Annotated in this window: 15 protein-coding genes; 10 read left to right on the forward strand and 5 right to left on the reverse strand. The window is 49.9% G+C overall.

Annotated features, from left to right (window positions below):
• Positions 1-13: 13 nt before the first annotated feature.
• On the reverse strand, positions 14-631 hold the full coding sequence (locus ACES2G_RS15865; RefSeq protein ID WP_347358267.1) for a thymidine kinase: 618 nt from the start codon (positions 629-631) through the stop codon (positions 14-16).
• 275 nt (positions 632-906) lie between these two features.
• Between ACES2G_RS15865 and mltF the strand changes: the two genes are divergently transcribed.
• Positions 907-2,286 carry a membrane-bound lytic murein transglycosylase MltF gene (gene mltF, locus ACES2G_RS15870; RefSeq protein WP_347358268.1) on the forward strand — a complete coding sequence of 460 codons (1,380 nt, stop codon included), beginning with the start codon at positions 907-909 and terminating at the stop codon, positions 2,284-2,286.
• A gap of 85 nt (positions 2,287-2,371) precedes the next feature.
• Positions 2,372-2,881: a hypothetical protein gene (locus ACES2G_RS15875; RefSeq protein WP_374000730.1), complete on the forward strand. Its 510-nt coding sequence runs from the start codon at positions 2,372-2,374 to the stop codon at positions 2,879-2,881.
• 30 nt (positions 2,882-2,911) lie between these two features.
• On the opposite strand, the gene glmS is transcribed toward ACES2G_RS15875, so the two are convergent.
• Both glmS and glmU read right to left on the reverse strand, forming a co-directional pair.
• Positions 2,912-4,798 carry a glutamine--fructose-6-phosphate transaminase (isomerizing) gene (glmS, locus tag ACES2G_RS15880; RefSeq protein WP_374000731.1) on the reverse strand — a complete coding sequence of 629 codons (1,887 nt, stop codon included), beginning with the start codon at positions 4,796-4,798 and terminating at the stop codon, positions 2,912-2,914.
• A gap of 8 nt (positions 4,799-4,806) precedes the next feature.
• Entirely contained in the window at positions 4,807-6,201 is a 1,395-nt protein-coding gene (gene glmU / locus ACES2G_RS15885; protein WP_374000732.1) for a bifunctional UDP-N-acetylglucosamine diphosphorylase/glucosamine-1-phosphate N-acetyltransferase GlmU, read from the reverse strand.
• 58 nt (positions 6,202-6,259) lie between these two features.
• On the opposite strand from glmU, the gene ACES2G_RS15890 reads away from it, so the two are divergent.
• The 4 genes from ACES2G_RS15890 (at position 6,260) to ACES2G_RS15905 (ending at position 10,984) form a co-directional block, all read left to right on the forward strand.
• Complete coding sequence (locus ACES2G_RS15890; protein ID WP_374000733.1) at positions 6,260-6,955, forward strand: M14 family murein peptide amidase A; 696 nt, start codon at positions 6,260-6,262, stop codon at positions 6,953-6,955.
• Entirely contained in the window at positions 6,955-7,635 is a 681-nt protein-coding gene (locus tag ACES2G_RS15895) for an HAD hydrolase-like protein (protein ID WP_374000734.1), read from the forward strand. Before ACES2G_RS15890 ends, ACES2G_RS15895 begins: the two co-directional genes overlap by 1 nt.
• Positions 7,623-9,479 carry a histidine kinase dimerization/phospho-acceptor domain-containing protein gene (locus ACES2G_RS15900; RefSeq protein ID WP_374000735.1) on the forward strand — a complete coding sequence of 619 codons (1,857 nt, stop codon included), beginning with the start codon at positions 7,623-7,625 and terminating at the stop codon, positions 9,477-9,479. Before ACES2G_RS15895 ends, ACES2G_RS15900 begins: the two co-directional genes overlap by 13 nt.
• Before the next feature lie 101 nt (positions 9,480-9,580).
• Positions 9,581-10,984: a sigma-54 dependent transcriptional regulator gene (locus tag ACES2G_RS15905; protein ID WP_347358275.1), complete on the forward strand. Its 1,404-nt coding sequence runs from the start codon at positions 9,581-9,583 to the stop codon at positions 10,982-10,984.
• 37 nt (positions 10,985-11,021) lie between these two features.
• Here the strand turns inward: ACES2G_RS15905 and ACES2G_RS15910 are convergent, their stop codons facing one another.
• Complete coding sequence (locus ACES2G_RS15910) at positions 11,022-11,750, reverse strand: transporter substrate-binding domain-containing protein (RefSeq protein WP_347358276.1); 729 nt, start codon at positions 11,748-11,750, stop codon at positions 11,022-11,024.
• A 150-nt stretch (positions 11,751-11,900) separates the two neighbouring features.
• Between ACES2G_RS15910 and ACES2G_RS15915 the strand changes: the two genes are divergently transcribed.
• Positions 11,901-12,398: a hypothetical protein gene (locus ACES2G_RS15915; RefSeq protein WP_347358277.1), complete on the forward strand. Its 498-nt coding sequence runs from the start codon at positions 11,901-11,903 to the stop codon at positions 12,396-12,398.
• On the opposite strand, the gene speB is transcribed toward ACES2G_RS15915, so the two are convergent.
• Positions 12,399-13,331, reverse strand: coding sequence for an agmatinase (gene speB, locus ACES2G_RS15920; RefSeq protein ID WP_347358278.1), 933 nt, complete (start codon positions 13,329-13,331; stop codon positions 12,399-12,401). It abuts the gene before it with no gap.
• A 96-nt stretch (positions 13,332-13,427) separates the two neighbouring features.
• Here speB and ACES2G_RS15925 point away from each other — a divergent pair, with 96 nt between their 5' ends.
• From ACES2G_RS15925 to ACES2G_RS15935, 3 genes are read left to right on the forward strand one after another with little or no spacing between them, the layout of a single operon-like run.
• On the forward strand, positions 13,428-14,411 hold the full coding sequence (locus ACES2G_RS15925) for an A/G-specific adenine glycosylase (protein WP_347358279.1): 984 nt from the start codon (positions 13,428-13,430) through the stop codon (positions 14,409-14,411).
• Positions 14,408-15,436: a TolB family protein gene (locus tag ACES2G_RS15930; protein ID WP_374000736.1), complete on the forward strand. Its 1,029-nt coding sequence runs from the start codon at positions 14,408-14,410 to the stop codon at positions 15,434-15,436. Before ACES2G_RS15925 ends, ACES2G_RS15930 begins: the two co-directional genes overlap by 4 nt.
• A complete protein-coding gene (locus ACES2G_RS15935; protein ID WP_347358281.1) occupies positions 15,433-16,029 on the forward strand; it encodes a hypothetical protein in 597 nt (198 codons plus the stop codon). The genes ACES2G_RS15930 and ACES2G_RS15935 overlap by 4 nt, the downstream gene beginning before the upstream one ends.
• Positions 16,030-16,049: the final 20 nt, after the last annotated feature.

Raw genomic sequence — 16,049 nt, forward strand, 5'->3', positions numbered from 1 at the left:
ACAGGGCCTTTTTTTATTCTGCCAATTCCATTTCTCTTTTTAGCTTCCAGTCCATTGTGGGAGCATCGACTTCCGGTTTGAAGTGCTGACGGCAGCGAGCTTCGTAAGCATCGTGAGTTCCCACCAAAACCTGTCCATCCCCGCCCGCCGTTCTTTGGGTGCGACTGGCCGGTGATCCACAGACCACACACACCGCATGCTGCTTGGTCACACTTTCGGCGATCGCCATCAAAGTCGGCATCGGCTCAAACGGTTTCCCCTGCCAGTCCGTATCCAGACCCGCGATGATCACCCGCAGACCACGGTCCGCCAGATCCTGGGAAATCTGCACCAGATTTTGGGAAAAGAACTGCCCCTCATCGATACCGACAACTTTTGTACCCGGCTTCAACAAAGACCAGATTTCCTCGGCATCGTGAATAGGAGTCGAATTAATGGTCGTCAGATCATGAGAAGTCACGGCCATGTCATTGTAGCGTTTATCTATAATAGGTTTGAAAACCTGAATCTGCATACGGGCAAATTCGGCACGACGAAGGCGGCGAATCAGTTCTTCCGTTTTCCCGCTAAACATAGATCCAACAACAACTTCAATCCATCCACGGCTGTGAACATAGGAAAACTCAGACACAAAATCCCCCTCAGTGACCCTCTTAAATTCACGATTATGGAATCTGACAAAGCTGTCAACGCCCGATCTGGCCTAATTTTGACAGTCATGCGTTAGAAAAATGAGTGAACGGAGGCTTTGTGACGCCCTCCTGTAAGCGCTGTCGGAGCCTGTACTTTTTTACAATTCAGCGACGATTTTGTGCAAGATCCGTAAAGTTTTCGCATTTAAAGACGGAAATGCGGTGCTTAATGCTTGCACTGGCACCGCGCCAAAGGATACCAAAGCCCCACGCTATGGGAACGATTTTAAGATTTCGACAGAAAATCGCCCGGGCTCTTTTAGTAGGAGGCCTTGGGTTCACGACCGTCGCCATGAATGGCTGCGACGCCATGATATGGGACGAACAGGAGAGCCTGACTCAGGTTCAGTCCAAAGGTGAAATCGTTGTCCTCACCACGCAAAGTCCTCTTATATATAGTAAGCCCAAACGTGGCGAAGCCTTCGGGATCGACCATGACTTGCTTGAGAACTTTGCCAATCATTATAAGCTCAAACTTAAATATGTGATTCTGCCGGATGAAGACTCGGTGGTGCGGGCTCTCTCCAAAGGTGAAGGAGATATTGCAGCGGCCCGCTTGAGGACCCCTCACAATACCACGGGCGCCCTGACCGGCCCGGCTTACGAAGAAACTTATCTGAGTCTTTACTGCCAAAAGAAGGCCCAGATCCAAAATATCAAAGATTTGAACGGCAAAACCATCTCGCTGCTGAACAAAGACAACTATCTGGGGCTGTCCCAGCGCTTAAACCAGCTTTCCCCACAACTGCGTGTGGAAATTCTGGAAAACACCAAGACCCAAGATCTGATGGCCAATCTGGCTCAACGTAAATCAGACTGCGTGATCGCCGAAAACTTCAGTGGCGACTTCTACGCCCGCTATCACACCTCGATCGAAAAAGTGACAACGCTGACTTCGCCTTATTCTCTAAGCTGGATGCTGTCCCCGGACAACGCGGCTTTGTTGCACCTGATGCAGTCGTGGTATCAACAGGCTTCGCGCGAAGACGAAATCATGCAAACTCTGGATCGTTACAAAACATATCTGGCCCAGCTGGATAAACGTGACATCACCCAGTTCTTCAAAAAAGTTCGCACGACCTTACCTATATATAAAGACACCTTCCGTGATGCCGCTCGGGAACACAATCTGCCATGGCAGTTGATCGCTTCCGTGGCCTATCAGGAATCTCACTGGAATGCGGAGGCTCGCAGCTACACAGGTGTGCGCGGTCTGATGCAATTGACGACAGACACAGCTTTGCATGTCGGCGTCGAAGACCGCACCGATCCAGTTCAAAGTATTTGGGGTGGGGCAAAGTACCTGCGCTATTTGATGGATCGTGTTCCTGCACATTTGAATCCAAAAGACCGTTTGGCCTTGGCATTGGCCGCTTACAATGTCGGATCTGCCCATCTTAAGGATGCGCAAAAGCTGGCGGAAAAAATGGGACGCAATCCTCACTCCTGGAGGCACATGCGCGAGATTCTGCCTCTGTTGGCAGATCCAGACTATGCGGCTGACTTGGAATATGGCCCAGCCCGTGGTTATGAGACCGTGGACTTTGTTGAACGCGTGAAGTCCTTCTATAATCTAATGAACTCTGCGGGATAAGTACCGCACGCAAATCACCCTGCATTTAGTTTTCTTGCCCATCTAAAATTTGCACTTTGAAATTCAGAAAATAAAATAGTCAACAATGACCGACCGTCTGCTGAATGTGACTATTTTCATCACCGTCCTCTTTGTGGGCCTCTTCGCTGGCTTCGTGATGTTCTTTGTCACCGTTGTAAACCCCACGCTGCAAGAAATGCAGTTGCGTCAGTATATCGAATTCCATCAGGTGGCCGTGCCCGTCTTTGAACCCCGAGTCCGCGCACTTTATATCATCATGACGTTCAGCACGTCTGTGTGGCTGATTCTGCGCTATAAATACTGGAAAAGCTTTGAAGCCATCTGTATCGCTGGGTCCTTGTTCTGCACGCTGGATGAAATCATCCTGTCCTACTTGGGACACTATAAGCTGAACGAGATCCTCTACCGGGTAAATCCCTCGGCCCCAGAGCCGCTGTTTTGGATGTCGATACGCAACGAGTGGATTCAGTTCATGTATCTGCACCTTATAGTCACCTGTGCGGGATTCGTTCTGATTCTGATGGCCCTTTATTTCAATCGACAGACAGTCGGCCAAAAACAAAAAAGCCGGTAAGTTTCCTCACCGGCTTTCATTTCATACTTATTATTCCACCGTCACTGACTTGGCCAGATTACGTGGTTGATCCACATCGTATCCCAAATTGCAGGCCAGATGATAAGACATCAACTGCAACGGAATCACGGACAAGATCGCATTAACAGTCCAGTGGGCTTTAGGAATCGCCAGATAGTATTCACTGATACCACGAAGCTTTTCGTTCTCACCTGTCCCGATGGAAATCACTTTACCACCACGAGCGCGCGCCTCTTCCAGATTGCTGATGGTTTTTTCGTACAGATGATCTGTCGGAGCCACCATGACAATGGCCATACGCTCATCAATCAAAGCCAAAGGACCATGCTTCATTTCGCCAGCGGCATAGCCTTCCGCGTGCATATAGGCAAGCTCCTTCAGTTTCAAGGCGCCTTCCATCGCAATAGGGAAGCTGGTGCCACGGCCCATGTACAAGAAACCACGGAAAAGCTTCAGCTTGGAAGCCGCTTCTTCAAAGTACTTGTCATAAGCCAGCACGCCTTCCATTTGGCTTGGAACCGCCAAAATGGACTTAACCAATTCTTTTTCTTCTGCCTCAGTCATCACGCCACGCGTGCGAGCCATGGCAATAGCCAGCGTATTTAGAACAGCCATCGTACTTGTGAAGGCTTTCGTGGACGCCACCCCAATCTCTGGACCGGAATTCATGTACAAGTGTCCGTGAGCTTCACGGTCAATTGTCGAATTTCGCACGTTACAGATGCTCAAAGTCGTCGCGCCCATTTCTTTAGCCATGCGGATCGCAGCCAAAGTGTCGGCGGTCTCACCACTTTGAGAAACAGTGATCACCAAACTCTTTGGTGGAATGACCGGATTGCGGTAACGGAATTCACTGGCAATATCCACCTCGACAGGGACTTTGGCCAATTGCTCGATCAGATATTCCCCGATCATGCCCGCATAATTGCTGGTTCCACAGGCGATAATGAACACCCGCTCAATTCCTTTAAGAACTTCCTGAGTCTTCGCCCAGTCCGCTTTGCTGTCCAGCTCTTCCAGTTTTTGAACCGGCTGGCCACCGAAGCCAATATTTTTCATAGCCACAGTGAAAGTCTCTGGGTTGACGTGCGGTTCAATCGCCGCCGCCACTGCGCGCGGCTGTTCATAGATTTCTTTGAGCATGAAATGCGCATAACCCTGCTTTTCCACCATTTCAGGATTCCAGTTCAGCTCCACGATCTTTTTCTGAATCGGGAAACCATTGGCAGAGAAGAACTGCACATCTGTTCCTTTGATGGACGCCACTTCACGGTCTTCCAGATACACAAATTTCTTTGTGTATTGAATCAACGCCTGGACGTCGCTGGCGACAAAGACCTCTTTTTCCGCCAGCCCCACAACCAAGGGAGGACCATCTTTAAAGGCCACCAAACGATCCGGCTCCTGTTCCCACATCACCAAAATCGAAAAGGCTCCGCGGATCTTTTCCAGAGTGTTCTGAACTGCCTTAAACAGATCCTTTGTGATTTCCACTTCTTTGGCAATCAAGTGAGCTACCAGCTCAGAATCTGTATCCGAAGTGATCTCTGCACCTTCAGCCAAAAGATCTTCACGGATTTCCAGATAGTTTTCGATGATACCGTTGTGTACCAGACTGATGCCCCGAACCTGATGAGGATGGGCATTGCGCTCAGAAGGTTTTCCGTGAGTCGCCCAACGGGTATGGCCGATACCGATATGACCATCAAAAGTTTCTGTCGCCAGCTTTTCTTCCAGAGCTTTCAACTTGCCCGGCGCACGTACGCGCTTGGTTTTGCCTTGGTTCAAAATGGCTACGCCCGCACTGTCATATCCACGGTATTCAAGTTTCTTTAGACCGCTGACAATCACATCTTTAGGGTTTTGTGGTCCCAAATAACCGACAATTCCGCACATAATCTCACCTACTCTTTTTCTTCAGCCACTGGGGCTTTCGCAGTATAATTTTCCTTTACAAACTGTTTTCCACGCGCCACTGCCAAAGCATTGGCTGGCACATTCTTCGTGATCGTGGAACCGGAACCGATGATGGCATCATCGCCCACTTCAATCGGCGCCACGAACTGCGTGTCACTGCCGACGAAGACGCGGTTGCCGATCTTCGTTTTATATTTCTTTTTATCCGCAGCATAATTGCAAGTGATAGTTCCGCAACCCACATTCACTTCTTCGCCGATTTCCGCATCACCCAGATAAGTCAGGTGACCTGCTTTGGATTTCTTGCCGAACTTCACTTTCTTCATTTCAACAAAGTTGCCGACATGCGCTTCTTCAAAGATCTCTGTTTCCGGGCGCAGACGGGCATAAGGACCGACAGACACTTTGTTGTGCAGCTTGGAGTTCTCCAGATAACTGCCACCACGCACCTGCACGCTGTCACCAATTTCAGAATCAGAGATAAATGCGTTGGATTCAATCACGGTGAAAGAGCCAATCTTACTGCGACCACGAATAAACACATTCGGATAAATCACAGTTCCGGCACCGATTTCCACGCTGTCTTCCACATACACTGTGCGCGGATCAATCATTAGCACGCCTTCTTCCATCAGGCGCAGGGCCTTGCGTCTGAACAACAGACGAGTGGCCTTCGCCAGCTCCACCTGATTGTTCACTCCCACCGCCACTTTCGGTGTGGACTGAATCGCCTGCACACGGCACTGATCCTGAATACACAGGGAAATCAAATCCGTGATGTAGAACTCTTTTTTGGAATTGTTGTTCTGAATTTTAGGCAGGTACTCACTCAAGACCGAGGCCTTCACGATATAGATGCCCGTGTTGATTTCGCGGATCTTCAAAGTTTCCGCAGAAGCATCCTTGGCTTCCACAATGGCTGCCAGGTCCCCTTTGTGGCGAACAATACGGCCGAACTCTGCCGGATTCTTAAGTGTGGCTGTCACCACCGCCAGATCACATTTTTCATCGCGGAAAATACGTACAAAGTCCATGATGTCAGAAGCTTCAATCAGCGGGTGATCCCCATTCATGATAACAACGATGCCTTCGATGGTTTCAGGCTTGGCGCAACGAACAGCGTGGGCTGTTCCCAATTGCTCTTCCTGCACGTAGCAGGCTACACCCATTGGTTCCACCACCTGGCGCACCAGACTCTGACCGTGCCCGACAATCACGCGCACTTCGGCGGCGCCCGCCTGCTTGGAGGCTTGAATCACTTTTTCAATCATTGGACGACCCGCTACGGGATGAAGGACTTTGGGAAGAGGAGATTTCATACGAGTCCCTTTTCCTGCCGCGAGCGCAATAACCGTCAACTTCTCAGTTGCATTTGCAGACATGTTCTAAACTTCCTTTTAAAAGCTTTTCTTCTCTGAAAAAAACAGGCTTAATTGTCTCATGCAAGGAGAAATTTTTCATCAAACTTCTTGGGCCACAACAATTCGGGGAACTCCCATTGAGCTGTATAAAAAAACACACAGTCTCAGCGGTTTTTCCGAACGCCCACTGCTCTTCATTGGCGGCGTTCACGGCGATGAGCCCGAAGGCGTTCGTCTAGCTGAAGAATTTCTGCAATGGCTGAAGCAGGCTGAAATCACTCACAGTGCGGAAATCCGCCCTTGGATACTCATTCCCTGTATCAATCCCGACGGCTACTCTCAAAATCAGCGCACCAATGCCAATGGCGTCGACCTGAATCGCAACTTTCCCTGCCGTGACTGGAGTGCCGAAGCCAAAGCCCCTCGATATTATCCTGGCCCTTCGCCCGGGAGTGAAAAGGAAGTTCAGGCTTTGGTAAAACTCATTGAGGACGAAAAGCCACAGCTTATAGTACACTTTCATTCATGGGAGCCTTGCGTTGTTTACACCGGTCATCCCGGAAAAACGGCGGCGGAAATTCTTGCAACCGGCACCGGCTACGAAGCCCGCGAAGACATTGGTTACCCGACCCCGGGCAGCCTTGGACAGTACGGCTGGCTTGAAAAACAAACGCCGGTTGTTTGCATTGAAGAGCAAGAGCATATTGATCTGAATCTGGTATGGCCTCACTTTAAAACAGGTCTGGAGATGCTGATCACAGGACGGAATTCTTGATGAAATACAAAAGTCTCGCTTTCGACTTGGACGACACACTTCTGGACACCTCAGGCCTGCTGGTCCCTTTGGCATCACGACGTGCGTGCGAGGCCATGCTGGCTGCGGGCTTGCGCTGCACACTGGATGAATGCATGCAGGCGCGCGCCGAACTGGCCACCGAACTTTCCCACACAGAAATCTTCACCCGTATCGTCAATCGCTTCGGCACAAATCAACAAGGCAAAGCCGTGCATGACGCTTTGGAAGAGTTCTATAATCCGCAAGTTCCGGATACTCTGCCATTGATTGCAGGTGCTCTTGAAAATCTCACAACGCTGAAACAGAAATACAAACTTTTCCTGGTGACCATGGGCTCAAAGCCTTCTCAGGAAAAAAAGATCAAGGCCTTGAACATCTCTCATTTCTTTGATGGCATTTACATCCTGAACGGATTTATCGGAGAGAAAAAAGACAGCGCCTTCCGCGATATTCTGCGCACTCAGGGTCACGACCCCAAACATCTGCTCAGTATCGGCAACCGGCTTTCCAGCGAAATTCGCGACGGAAAACGTATCGGCGCAGACACCTGCTATTTTGCCTATGGTGAACATGTGGGTGAAAAACCCCAGTATCCTGAGGATCACCCCGACTTCACAGTGTCCCATCATAAGGATTTGATCACGACATGCGGACTTTAAAAGCCGGCTTCTTGTTAATAGGTCCCTGGGATGCACGCCTGCAAGAGCTGGGTGCGCATATCGCCACGGACTTAAATCAAGCCTGGCATTGGATTCAAGATTCCACTTATGACGTGGTGGCCCTGTCGGTCACTTTGATTCTGGGAAAAAAGTTTCGCGAGTTCCATGACGAAATCAAACGCGCCCATCCCGCAACCCAGTTTATCGCCGTGGTCCCGGCGGATTTTTCCGCCAATCAACTGGCCATGCTGCACGAGGAATACTCGTTCCTGCGAGTGATGGAAAGCTTTCAGGATGCCGACCTGGAACAACATCTGTTTGCCGCCCTGGAAGAAGCCAATCAGCGCAAGCAGGATGAAAACCTGGCCCTTTTGATCCGCGAACAGACATCACAACTGAAACGCCTGCAAATCGAACTGGAAGAACGTGTTCAGAAAAGAACCAAGTTCCTGACCGAGGCACGTCGCAAGCTGTTTATGACCAACTCCCGCATCGAAGGCTTTAAGCGCGCCCTGATGGCCGTGCATGAAGCCAGCTCCGTTGTGGAGATTGAACATCTCTTGAATGATTCACTGGCGGCGACCGTACAGACTTCATGGATTCGCCTGTTCTTCCACCCCCAGGACGAGTTGTTCGCAAGACAGGTGCAAAGTCAGTTGAACTTTACGCAGTATCAGGTGCCTTTATTCCGCCAACATGAAAAGGTCGGATCGATCTTCTTCCTGCGGGCTCCGGACCATCCCTTTTCCCGTGAGGAAAGTGATTTCCTCAATCGCGTGGCCGAAGCGGTCGCCCTGGCTCTGGATCGCATTCAGAAACTGAAAGAATCCGAATCCCTGAAGGAGCAATGGGAAGCCACGTTCAATTCCATGTCCGACCCGGTTGTTTTGATTGATACCAACTATGACATCATTCAATCCAACAAGGCTCTGGAAGAGCGCCTGGCGGAACAACCGCATCAGGAAACTTCACGCAAATGTTACAAGGTCTTGTACAATCGCGATGAGCCTTGTCCGGGCTGTCAGCGTGGCAGTAACTTCCGCGTGCAATCGCGCAGCTCCTCTCCTCGTACTTTTGAAGTCTATTCACAAAGTCTGCTGCTGGATTCAGAAAAGCCCCCGGTGTTTGTGAATCTGTATCACGACATCACTCAGCAGCTCAAAATGGAAAGACAGATTTTGGAATCGGCCAAGATGGCAGAGCTGGGAACCATCGGCTCCAGCATCGCGCACGAACTGAATAATCCATTGGGTGGTATCTTGTCCTTCACTCAGCTGATCAAGATGGACATGAACCCACAACATCCGCTTTATCCTGATATGGTTGAAATGGAAGCCGGTGTTCAACGCTGCAAAGAGATCGTGCAAAATCTTTTGGGCTTCACTCGTGATCCCAACGCGGATCGCGAAGGCGAAGTCAGCGTAAAAGAAATCTGTTTGCGCGCACTTAAAATTGTCGAGCTACAAACAAAGTCGCAGGGTATTGAAGTGAAACTACACTTCCCTGCCGACGATGTTGTTGTCAGAGGACATCTAAATCTGTTGGCGCAGGCTTTGAAGAATATTCTGCAAAATTCCATCGACCGCCTGACAGATAGAATCCGCCAGGAAAAAGGATTTCGAGCTTTTCTCGACATTGAGATCTCTCTTGAAACCGACTTTGCCGTTATTTTAATCAAAGACAATGGCTCGACAGATAAAAATCCAAGTCTTCCTATGGGCTTAGGAGTTTCCGTGGCCTCTCAGATCCTGCGGGATCACGAGGGCGAGCTCGAATTTTCCTCGGCTCTTGGCCAGCCGTATATGGCAAAAATTTCCTTCCCCCGTCCAGTTTTGAGGTCCTGAAAGCCTTACCAGGCGCGGATTTTTTGACAGTACCGTCAAAAACCCTCTATCCTAATTTAAGCAGGCAACCCCTGTAAGAACCCACCATGGAAGGAAGGTTCATGCGTAATCAACGTGTGCTTATATTAGATGACGAATCCTCGCTCCGCACGGCTCTGTTCAGAGTGTTGGATCGCAAAGGCCTGAATGTCATCACTGCCAACAAAATCGAAGAAGCCAAAGTTCTTTGCCAGGGTGACACCCCGGTGGATCTGGCGATTGTCGATTTGAATCTGCCTGATGGCGATGGCATTGAGTTCATGACTTATCTAAAGTCCCTGACCCCTTCCACTGAAGTCATCATTCTTACAGGTCACGCCACGATTGAGTCTGCAATCCGTGCGACTCAAAAAGGGGCTTTCCACTTCGTGACCAAGCCTTTCAATCTTGAAGAGCTGATGAGCTTGATCGAAAAAGCGCTGACTCACAAAAAACTGCAGCAGGAAAATCAGCAACTGCGTTCTGAGTTGAATAAGAAATATAAATTTGACCAGATCATCGGCAGCAGTGATCAAATCCAGAACGTCCTGCGCATGATTGAGCGTGTGGCTGATTCTGATTCCACCGTGCTGGTCACTGGAGAGTCCGGGACTGGTAAAGAGCTGATTGCCCGTGCGATTCACTACAATTCCCCGCGCGCTCAAGGAGCTTTCGTACCCATCAATTGTGGCGCGATTCCGTCAGAGCTTCTGGAAAGTGAATTGTTCGGTCACATGAAAGGCGCCTTCACAGGGGCGATTGCCAACCGTGTGGGCCGCTTTGAAATGGCCGACGGCGGAACGATCTTCCTCGATGAAATCGGAGATCTTGAGCCCTCCCTTCAGGTCAAACTTCTTCGCGCTTTGCAAGAGCGCAGCTTTGAGCCTGTAGGTTCCACGAAAACTGTGACCGTCAATGTGCGCGTGATTGCCGCTACAAATCTGAATCTGGAAGAGGCTGTTGAAAATGGCAGGTTCCGTGAGGATCTGTTCTATCGCCTGAACGTGATTCCTATCACAGTCCCGGCTTTGCGCGAGCGCAAAACAGATATCCCGATGCTTTTGAATCACTTCATGGACATCTTCAATAAATCCAAAGGCCGTGGTTTGACCGGAATCACATCTGACGCCTTGGACTGCCTGGTGAATTACCCTTGGCCAGGAAATATCCGTGAGCTTGAAAATCTGGTTGAGCGTATGACCATTCTTAAAGGTCAGGGCCAGGTGGATATTTCTGATCTGCCTTTGAAGTACAAATCCGGCAAGACAGCTTCCGCCGAAGTCGGTGGCCTGGAAATCCCGGATGCAGGTATGGACTTCAACTCGGCGGTCGATGCCTACGAGAATGCTTTGATTCTGAAAGCTTTGGAAAAGACCGGCTGGAATCGCAACCAAGCTGCGGCCCTTCTCCGACTGAACAGAACCACGTTGGTAGAGAAGATCAAAAAGAAAGGTCTGACTCCTCCGAACGAAATCACACTTATCTAAAAACAAAACCCGCTGTCTTTGCAGCGGGTTTTTTCTTTTAAGGATTCTTGTTCAGACTTTCGATGATCAGCGGATACTTGCTCAGATCCCCGGCGAGGGCTTTTCTGACGGACGCCTCAATCCGCGGGATGTCGGGCTTGAGCTTCTTATGAAAGGTCAGGAATAGCGGAAGCTCCTGAAAAGTCTTCTTCGCCATGACCACCTTTCCCTTCGCTATGGGATAGGCTTCAATGGCACTCAAACCCACTGTCTCAATCGCCACAAAGTAATCAATTGTTCCATCCACCAATTGCACCACACTCTGCAACGGACTGGCCGTATGAATGAACTTCAGCTTACGGCGGCTGGCCTCGAGCACCAGGGCATGATTGTTGATTGAAATGCCGCCCTTAAGGTCTTTCAATTTATCCTCATTGAACTTCGAACTGCCACTTAGATAGAAGACCCGCCCCCGGACATGAACGACCGGAAACGACAAGGACACCGTCTGATCCCTTTTTTCAAGGAAGGACTTGTCATCGTAGATGATTAAATCCAGCTTGCCTTGAACAAGCAGCTCATAGGGTCTTTGCGCCGGGGTGTTCTGAATCATCACCTTGAATCCCGCCTCCGCCAGCGCCTGAGTGATAAAATCCTGAAACTCCATGATGGCTTTGACTCGTTTGACCTGAAAAGGCACGCCCATAACCAAAGACTTCGGTGGAGAAGCTTCTTGGGCACCCGCTACAGAGCACAGACAAAACAAAAATATAATTAGTCGTTTCATATGTCCATCCTAGCAATGCCACCCCCAACTTTCAAAGCACGATTTCATTCTGCCCCCGATCCAGCCTTCGGACAAAACACAGCCTGAACAACGTCCCTGAAAACCTTCACGCGGGAATCCAACTTGCAAACACCGCCCGTGGAGGTGTCTATGAGATACGTGAGCATAATTGTATTTGTCTTGAGTTTCTCCGCGCAGGCGAGCGCGTTGACAGGGATCCCACTTAATTCCGAGCACGCCGCCTTGCGAGCCGAGTGTGACCGCATCGAAGAATCCTATCCGGATTTTGCCTGCCTGCGTTTTGAACTCTATCAAAGCTCATCGGAAAACCTAGTTCGGGATCTGAAGGAGCTCAAAGAGCTGAATGACTGGCGCTTGCAGCAAGCCTCGTGGGCGCTGTTGATTGAGACTCTGATGAGTTCCATGAATCATCAGATACATCGCTATGAAGATCCCGCAGATCGGATGATGATGGAAAAAACAAAAGCCAAAAATCATTGGCAGCTGCTGCAACTCAAACAGGGGTTGGAGCATTTTTGGGTGGATCCGAACACCTACTGGTTCCCCAGTGTGAACGCCATCAGTTTTGTCGCCGTGAATATCACTCAGTCACAAATTTTGGTGATCTCCCACGGCGAGCGCAATTAATTATTTTTTCGGAAACAGATGTAACATTTCAAAAAGAGCATCCATCCCCGCCAAAGCTGTGATGTCCGCATGATCAAAGGGTGGAGAGATCTCAACAACATCTCCCCCGACCAGATTGGGAATCTTCAAAGCACGGAAAATGCGCTGCACTTCGTAGGTTGTCAGACCACCAGGGACCGGCGTGCCTGTTCCTGGCGCACAACTTGGATCCAGATTATCAATGTCGTAGCTGATATACGTCGGCGTTTCATCAAACGTCGGCAGCGTGCGCAGGAAATCATTCAGCGGCTGATTGCGAATCTCATCCACCGTGATCACACGGATGCCGTGTTTGTTCACAAAGTTCAAATCATCACCACCGGCCAAAGGACCGCGGATGCCGATCTGAACCATTTTTTTAGGGTCCACCAAGCCTTCTTCCACGGCGTGACGGGCGAAAGCTCCGTGGTGATATTCCTGCCCCCAGGCCGCCGGATAGGTATCCAGGTGCGCATCGAAGTGAACAAAGGCCAAAGGTTTTCCGTACTTTTTGCGCAAAGCCCGCAAAACCGGAAGCGTTGTGGAGTGATCCCCGCCCACCGCCAGGAAGCGTTTGTTGTGACTTAGAACTTCACCGACAAATTTTTCGATGCGCTCATAAGTCTGATGCTGATCAATAGGAACTGTCGGACAGTCCCCGATATCGGCGACCTTGAGGTTTTCAAAAAAATTCTCCATACGGGTCATATGAAAACCGCGCCCCAGACTGGAGACATCGCGCACTTTCGCCGGAGCAAAGCGCCCGCCCGGACGATAAGAAACCCCACCATCATAAGGGATGCCGAAAATACCGACTTCGTAGTCCGCGTCTATAGAAACATAGGGCAATCTGAAGAAAGTTTTAATTGCAGAAAAACGCGGGAACTCGCGTCCACTAAGAGGCTTGTATTCCATGTGAACTCCTCAATCGAAAGTATGCCCCATCCTACCCCTCTGTCACGGCTTCGGCAATGCTTGACTCAGCCTTGGCCCGACGACTAAATTACGCGCATGACGGCCCAATACGATTATAAGAATGACCACAAACAACTGGTACAATGGTATAAAAAGAATCAGCGCCCCCTGCCTTGGCGCGAGAATAAAAATCCGTATCGTATCTGGCTTTCCGAAGTCATGTTGCAACAAACCACGGTTGTGGCCGTGATTCCCTATTTTGAAAAATTCCTGAAAACCTTTCCAACCGTTCATGATCTGGCCAAAGCCCCTGAAAGTGACGTGCTGGAAGCTTGGGCCGGACTGGGATACTATTCCCGCGCCCGCAATCTTCACAAGGCGGCCAAAGCTCTATCTGAAAATGGCTTCCCACAAACTGCGGCAGAGCTTTTGGAACTTCCAGGATTTGGTCCCTATACATCCCGCGCGGTTGCCAGTATTGCCTTCGGTGAAAAAGTCGGTGTTCTGGATGGCAACGTCATTCGTGTGCTATCCCGCCGCTACGGATTGAAACTGGAGTGGTGGAACAATAAAGGCCGTGATCAATTGCAAAAGATCTCGGATCAATTGTCCTTGCTCGGGCAGGCCGATGTCGTCAATCAAGGCTTGATGGAACTTGGCGCCACCGTATGCACACCTCAAAAGGTGACTTGCATGCTGTGTCCTTGGGCGGCGACCTGTGTGTCCCGCGAAAAAAACCTGGTGGACAAGTTACCACTAAAAAAACCGCGCAAAGAATCCGAGGTCTGGGTCTGGAAGCCCCTTGTCGCGATCAAGGACCATAAGGTGGCTTTGGTACAGAATGACTATGCTCCCTTCCTGAAGGGCCAGATGATTTTCCCTGGTGAAATCAGCATGGAAAAAAACAAGCCCAAAGCCTATGATGCCAAACACAACATTACCCATCATGATATCTTTATTCAAATCACTCAGAAGAAGTCTCTGGCAGGCAAAAATCTGCAGTGGGTGAATTTGAAAGAACTGAAGAAGGTGAATCCTTCTTCACTACTCCAGAAAGTGTTACACAAGGTAGAGATATGAAGTTGTGGTTCAGTCAGGCAATCGGGGCGCTTTGTTTTCTTTCCGTGGGGTGTTCCCACCTGAGTGTGACCAAAGATGTTCTGACCCCGGATTACCTGCTGGCCAAGGGCTCCAAACAAGTCACGTTTCTGGGGGACAACAACCATCCCCGCTTTTCCAACGATGGCAGTAAACTGCTTTACAGCAGTCGCAGTCGCAACAGCCATAAGGGCTCTCAGATTTACGAAATCGATCTGGCGAAAAATAAAGAACGCCGAATCACATTTTCTGACGGTGATGCTTTTGATGCGATCTACATCAGTCCCGCTGAAATTCTTTATTCGTCCACAACAGATGAAATTAAAGAAAGTCCTTTGCTGAATAAAAGCTTCGATAAAGAAGCTCCCCCTTCAGATCTGTACATGAGTGATCTGTACGGCACGCAGATTCTGCGCCTGACCCAGCAGCCAGGCTTCGATGGACAAAGCGACTTCCTGCCTCACCCCAGCAAGCCCGCCATCTTGTTCACTTCGCGCCGAGGCAGCCTGACGGGGATCTATCGCCTGGATATGAAAAACCTGCCGGTCAGCCTGATCTCTGCCGAAAAAGACAAAGAAAAACGTTTCCCGGCTTTGACCCCCGATACAAAACAGGCCGCGTGGGCTGAGAAGAATCTTAAGACCAACGAAGAAAGTCTGGTTCTTTTTAAACTGAAAGAAAAAATCCCCGTGGTCCTCAAATCCGGTGAAGGCGAGTATCGCGATCTGTTCTTTACTCCCCGCCCCCCACTGCGTCTTTTCTACAGCATTGTGCGCAAAGGGGAAAAACACAGCCAGCTTGAGGTTTATGACATCGAAAAGCATTGCACACAGGTTGTTTTCAAAGGAAATGACTCTTTGGCTGCCCCTGCTGTGTCGGATGAGTCTAACGAACGCCTGGCTTTCACGCGTAATTTCCAGGATAAGAAACAAATTTACATTGTGACTTTGCCATCTGATTTAGGCCCTTGCTTGGAGCCACCGGCTCAAGCTACCATTAAAGAGTGAAGAAACTCTTAGCCCTTCTTATTCTAGCTCCTGTCACAGCCTTGGCGGCGCCTTATCCGGCGACCAGTTCATCGGCTTTGACCAATCCCGAAAAAGGGCTTTATTTCCTGCACAAGGGCTTCACACTAAAAACCGAAGGCACGTCCTGGGTTCCTCAAGCCAACTCAGAACAGAGCATTCTAGATACTGTCCGCTTTGCTGCCAAAGACAACGGCAAGGGCACCCTGAGCATCCGCACGGACAAAATCGCCAAGAATGCCTCCTTGGATCTTTACACCCGCAAATGGATGCGTGATTACCCGAACTATGGTTTCGAGGTGATCTCGGCCAAGAACTTTGAATTGAATGGCAGCCCGGCCTTGGTTGTCGACATGCTTTCCCGAGCGAAGAACAAACAAATCCGCCAGGTGATTCTGAAGCATGAAGACCGCGTGGCCGTGATGACCTGCCTTGATGACAAAGCCACGTTCAGCGAGTCTTTGAAGAACTGCAATCAGATCATGAAGTCCTTTGCCTGGAGCAAAGAGGACGATAAAAAGACAGCCACAAGCACACCCGCCCCAAGTGCTCCCACCCCGACCCAAAAACAATAGTTCCGGAAAAACCCAGTCGT

Source organism: Bdellovibrio bacteriovorus (genome assembly GCF_041888015.1).
Classification (GTDB): Bacteria; Bdellovibrionota; Bdellovibrionia; order Bdellovibrionales; family Bdellovibrionaceae; genus Bdellovibrio.

Bases quoted from the DNA above. Each gene is read 5' to 3' on its own strand.
- ACES2G_RS15930 (WP_374000736.1), top strand. From the start codon at position 14,408: ATGAAGTTGTGGTTCAGTCAGGCAATCGGGGCGCTTTGTTTTCTTTCC.
- ACES2G_RS15875 (WP_374000730.1), top strand. From the start codon at position 2,372: ATGACCGACCGTCTGCTGAATGTGACTATTTTCATCACCGTCCTCTTT.
- glmS (WP_374000731.1), bottom strand. From the start codon at position 4,798: ATGTGCGGAATTGTCGGTTATTTGGGACCACAAAACCCTAAAGATGTG.
- ACES2G_RS15910 (WP_347358276.1), bottom strand. From the start codon at position 11,750: ATGAAACGACTAATTATATTTTTGTTTTGTCTGTGCTCTGTAGCGGGT.
- ACES2G_RS15925 (WP_347358279.1), top strand. From the start codon at position 13,428: ATGACGGCCCAATACGATTATAAGAATGACCACAAACAACTGGTACAA.
- ACES2G_RS15900 (WP_374000735.1), top strand. From the start codon at position 7,623: ATGCGGACTTTAAAAGCCGGCTTCTTGTTAATAGGTCCCTGGGATGCA.
- mltF (WP_347358268.1), top strand. From the start codon at position 907: ATGGGAACGATTTTAAGATTTCGACAGAAAATCGCCCGGGCTCTTTTA.
- speB (WP_347358278.1), bottom strand. From the start codon at position 13,331: ATGGAATACAAGCCTCTTAGTGGACGCGAGTTCCCGCGTTTTTCTGCA.
- glmU (WP_374000732.1), bottom strand. From the start codon at position 6,201: ATGTCTGCAAATGCAACTGAGAAGTTGACGGTTATTGCGCTCGCGGCA.
- ACES2G_RS15890 (WP_374000733.1), top strand. From the start codon at position 6,260: ATGCAAGGAGAAATTTTTCATCAAACTTCTTGGGCCACAACAATTCGG.
- ACES2G_RS15895 (WP_374000734.1), top strand. From the start codon at position 6,955: ATGAAATACAAAAGTCTCGCTTTCGACTTGGACGACACACTTCTGGAC.
- ACES2G_RS15905 (WP_347358275.1), top strand. From the start codon at position 9,581: ATGCGTAATCAACGTGTGCTTATATTAGATGACGAATCCTCGCTCCGC.
- ACES2G_RS15915 (WP_347358277.1), top strand. From the start codon at position 11,901: ATGAGATACGTGAGCATAATTGTATTTGTCTTGAGTTTCTCCGCGCAG.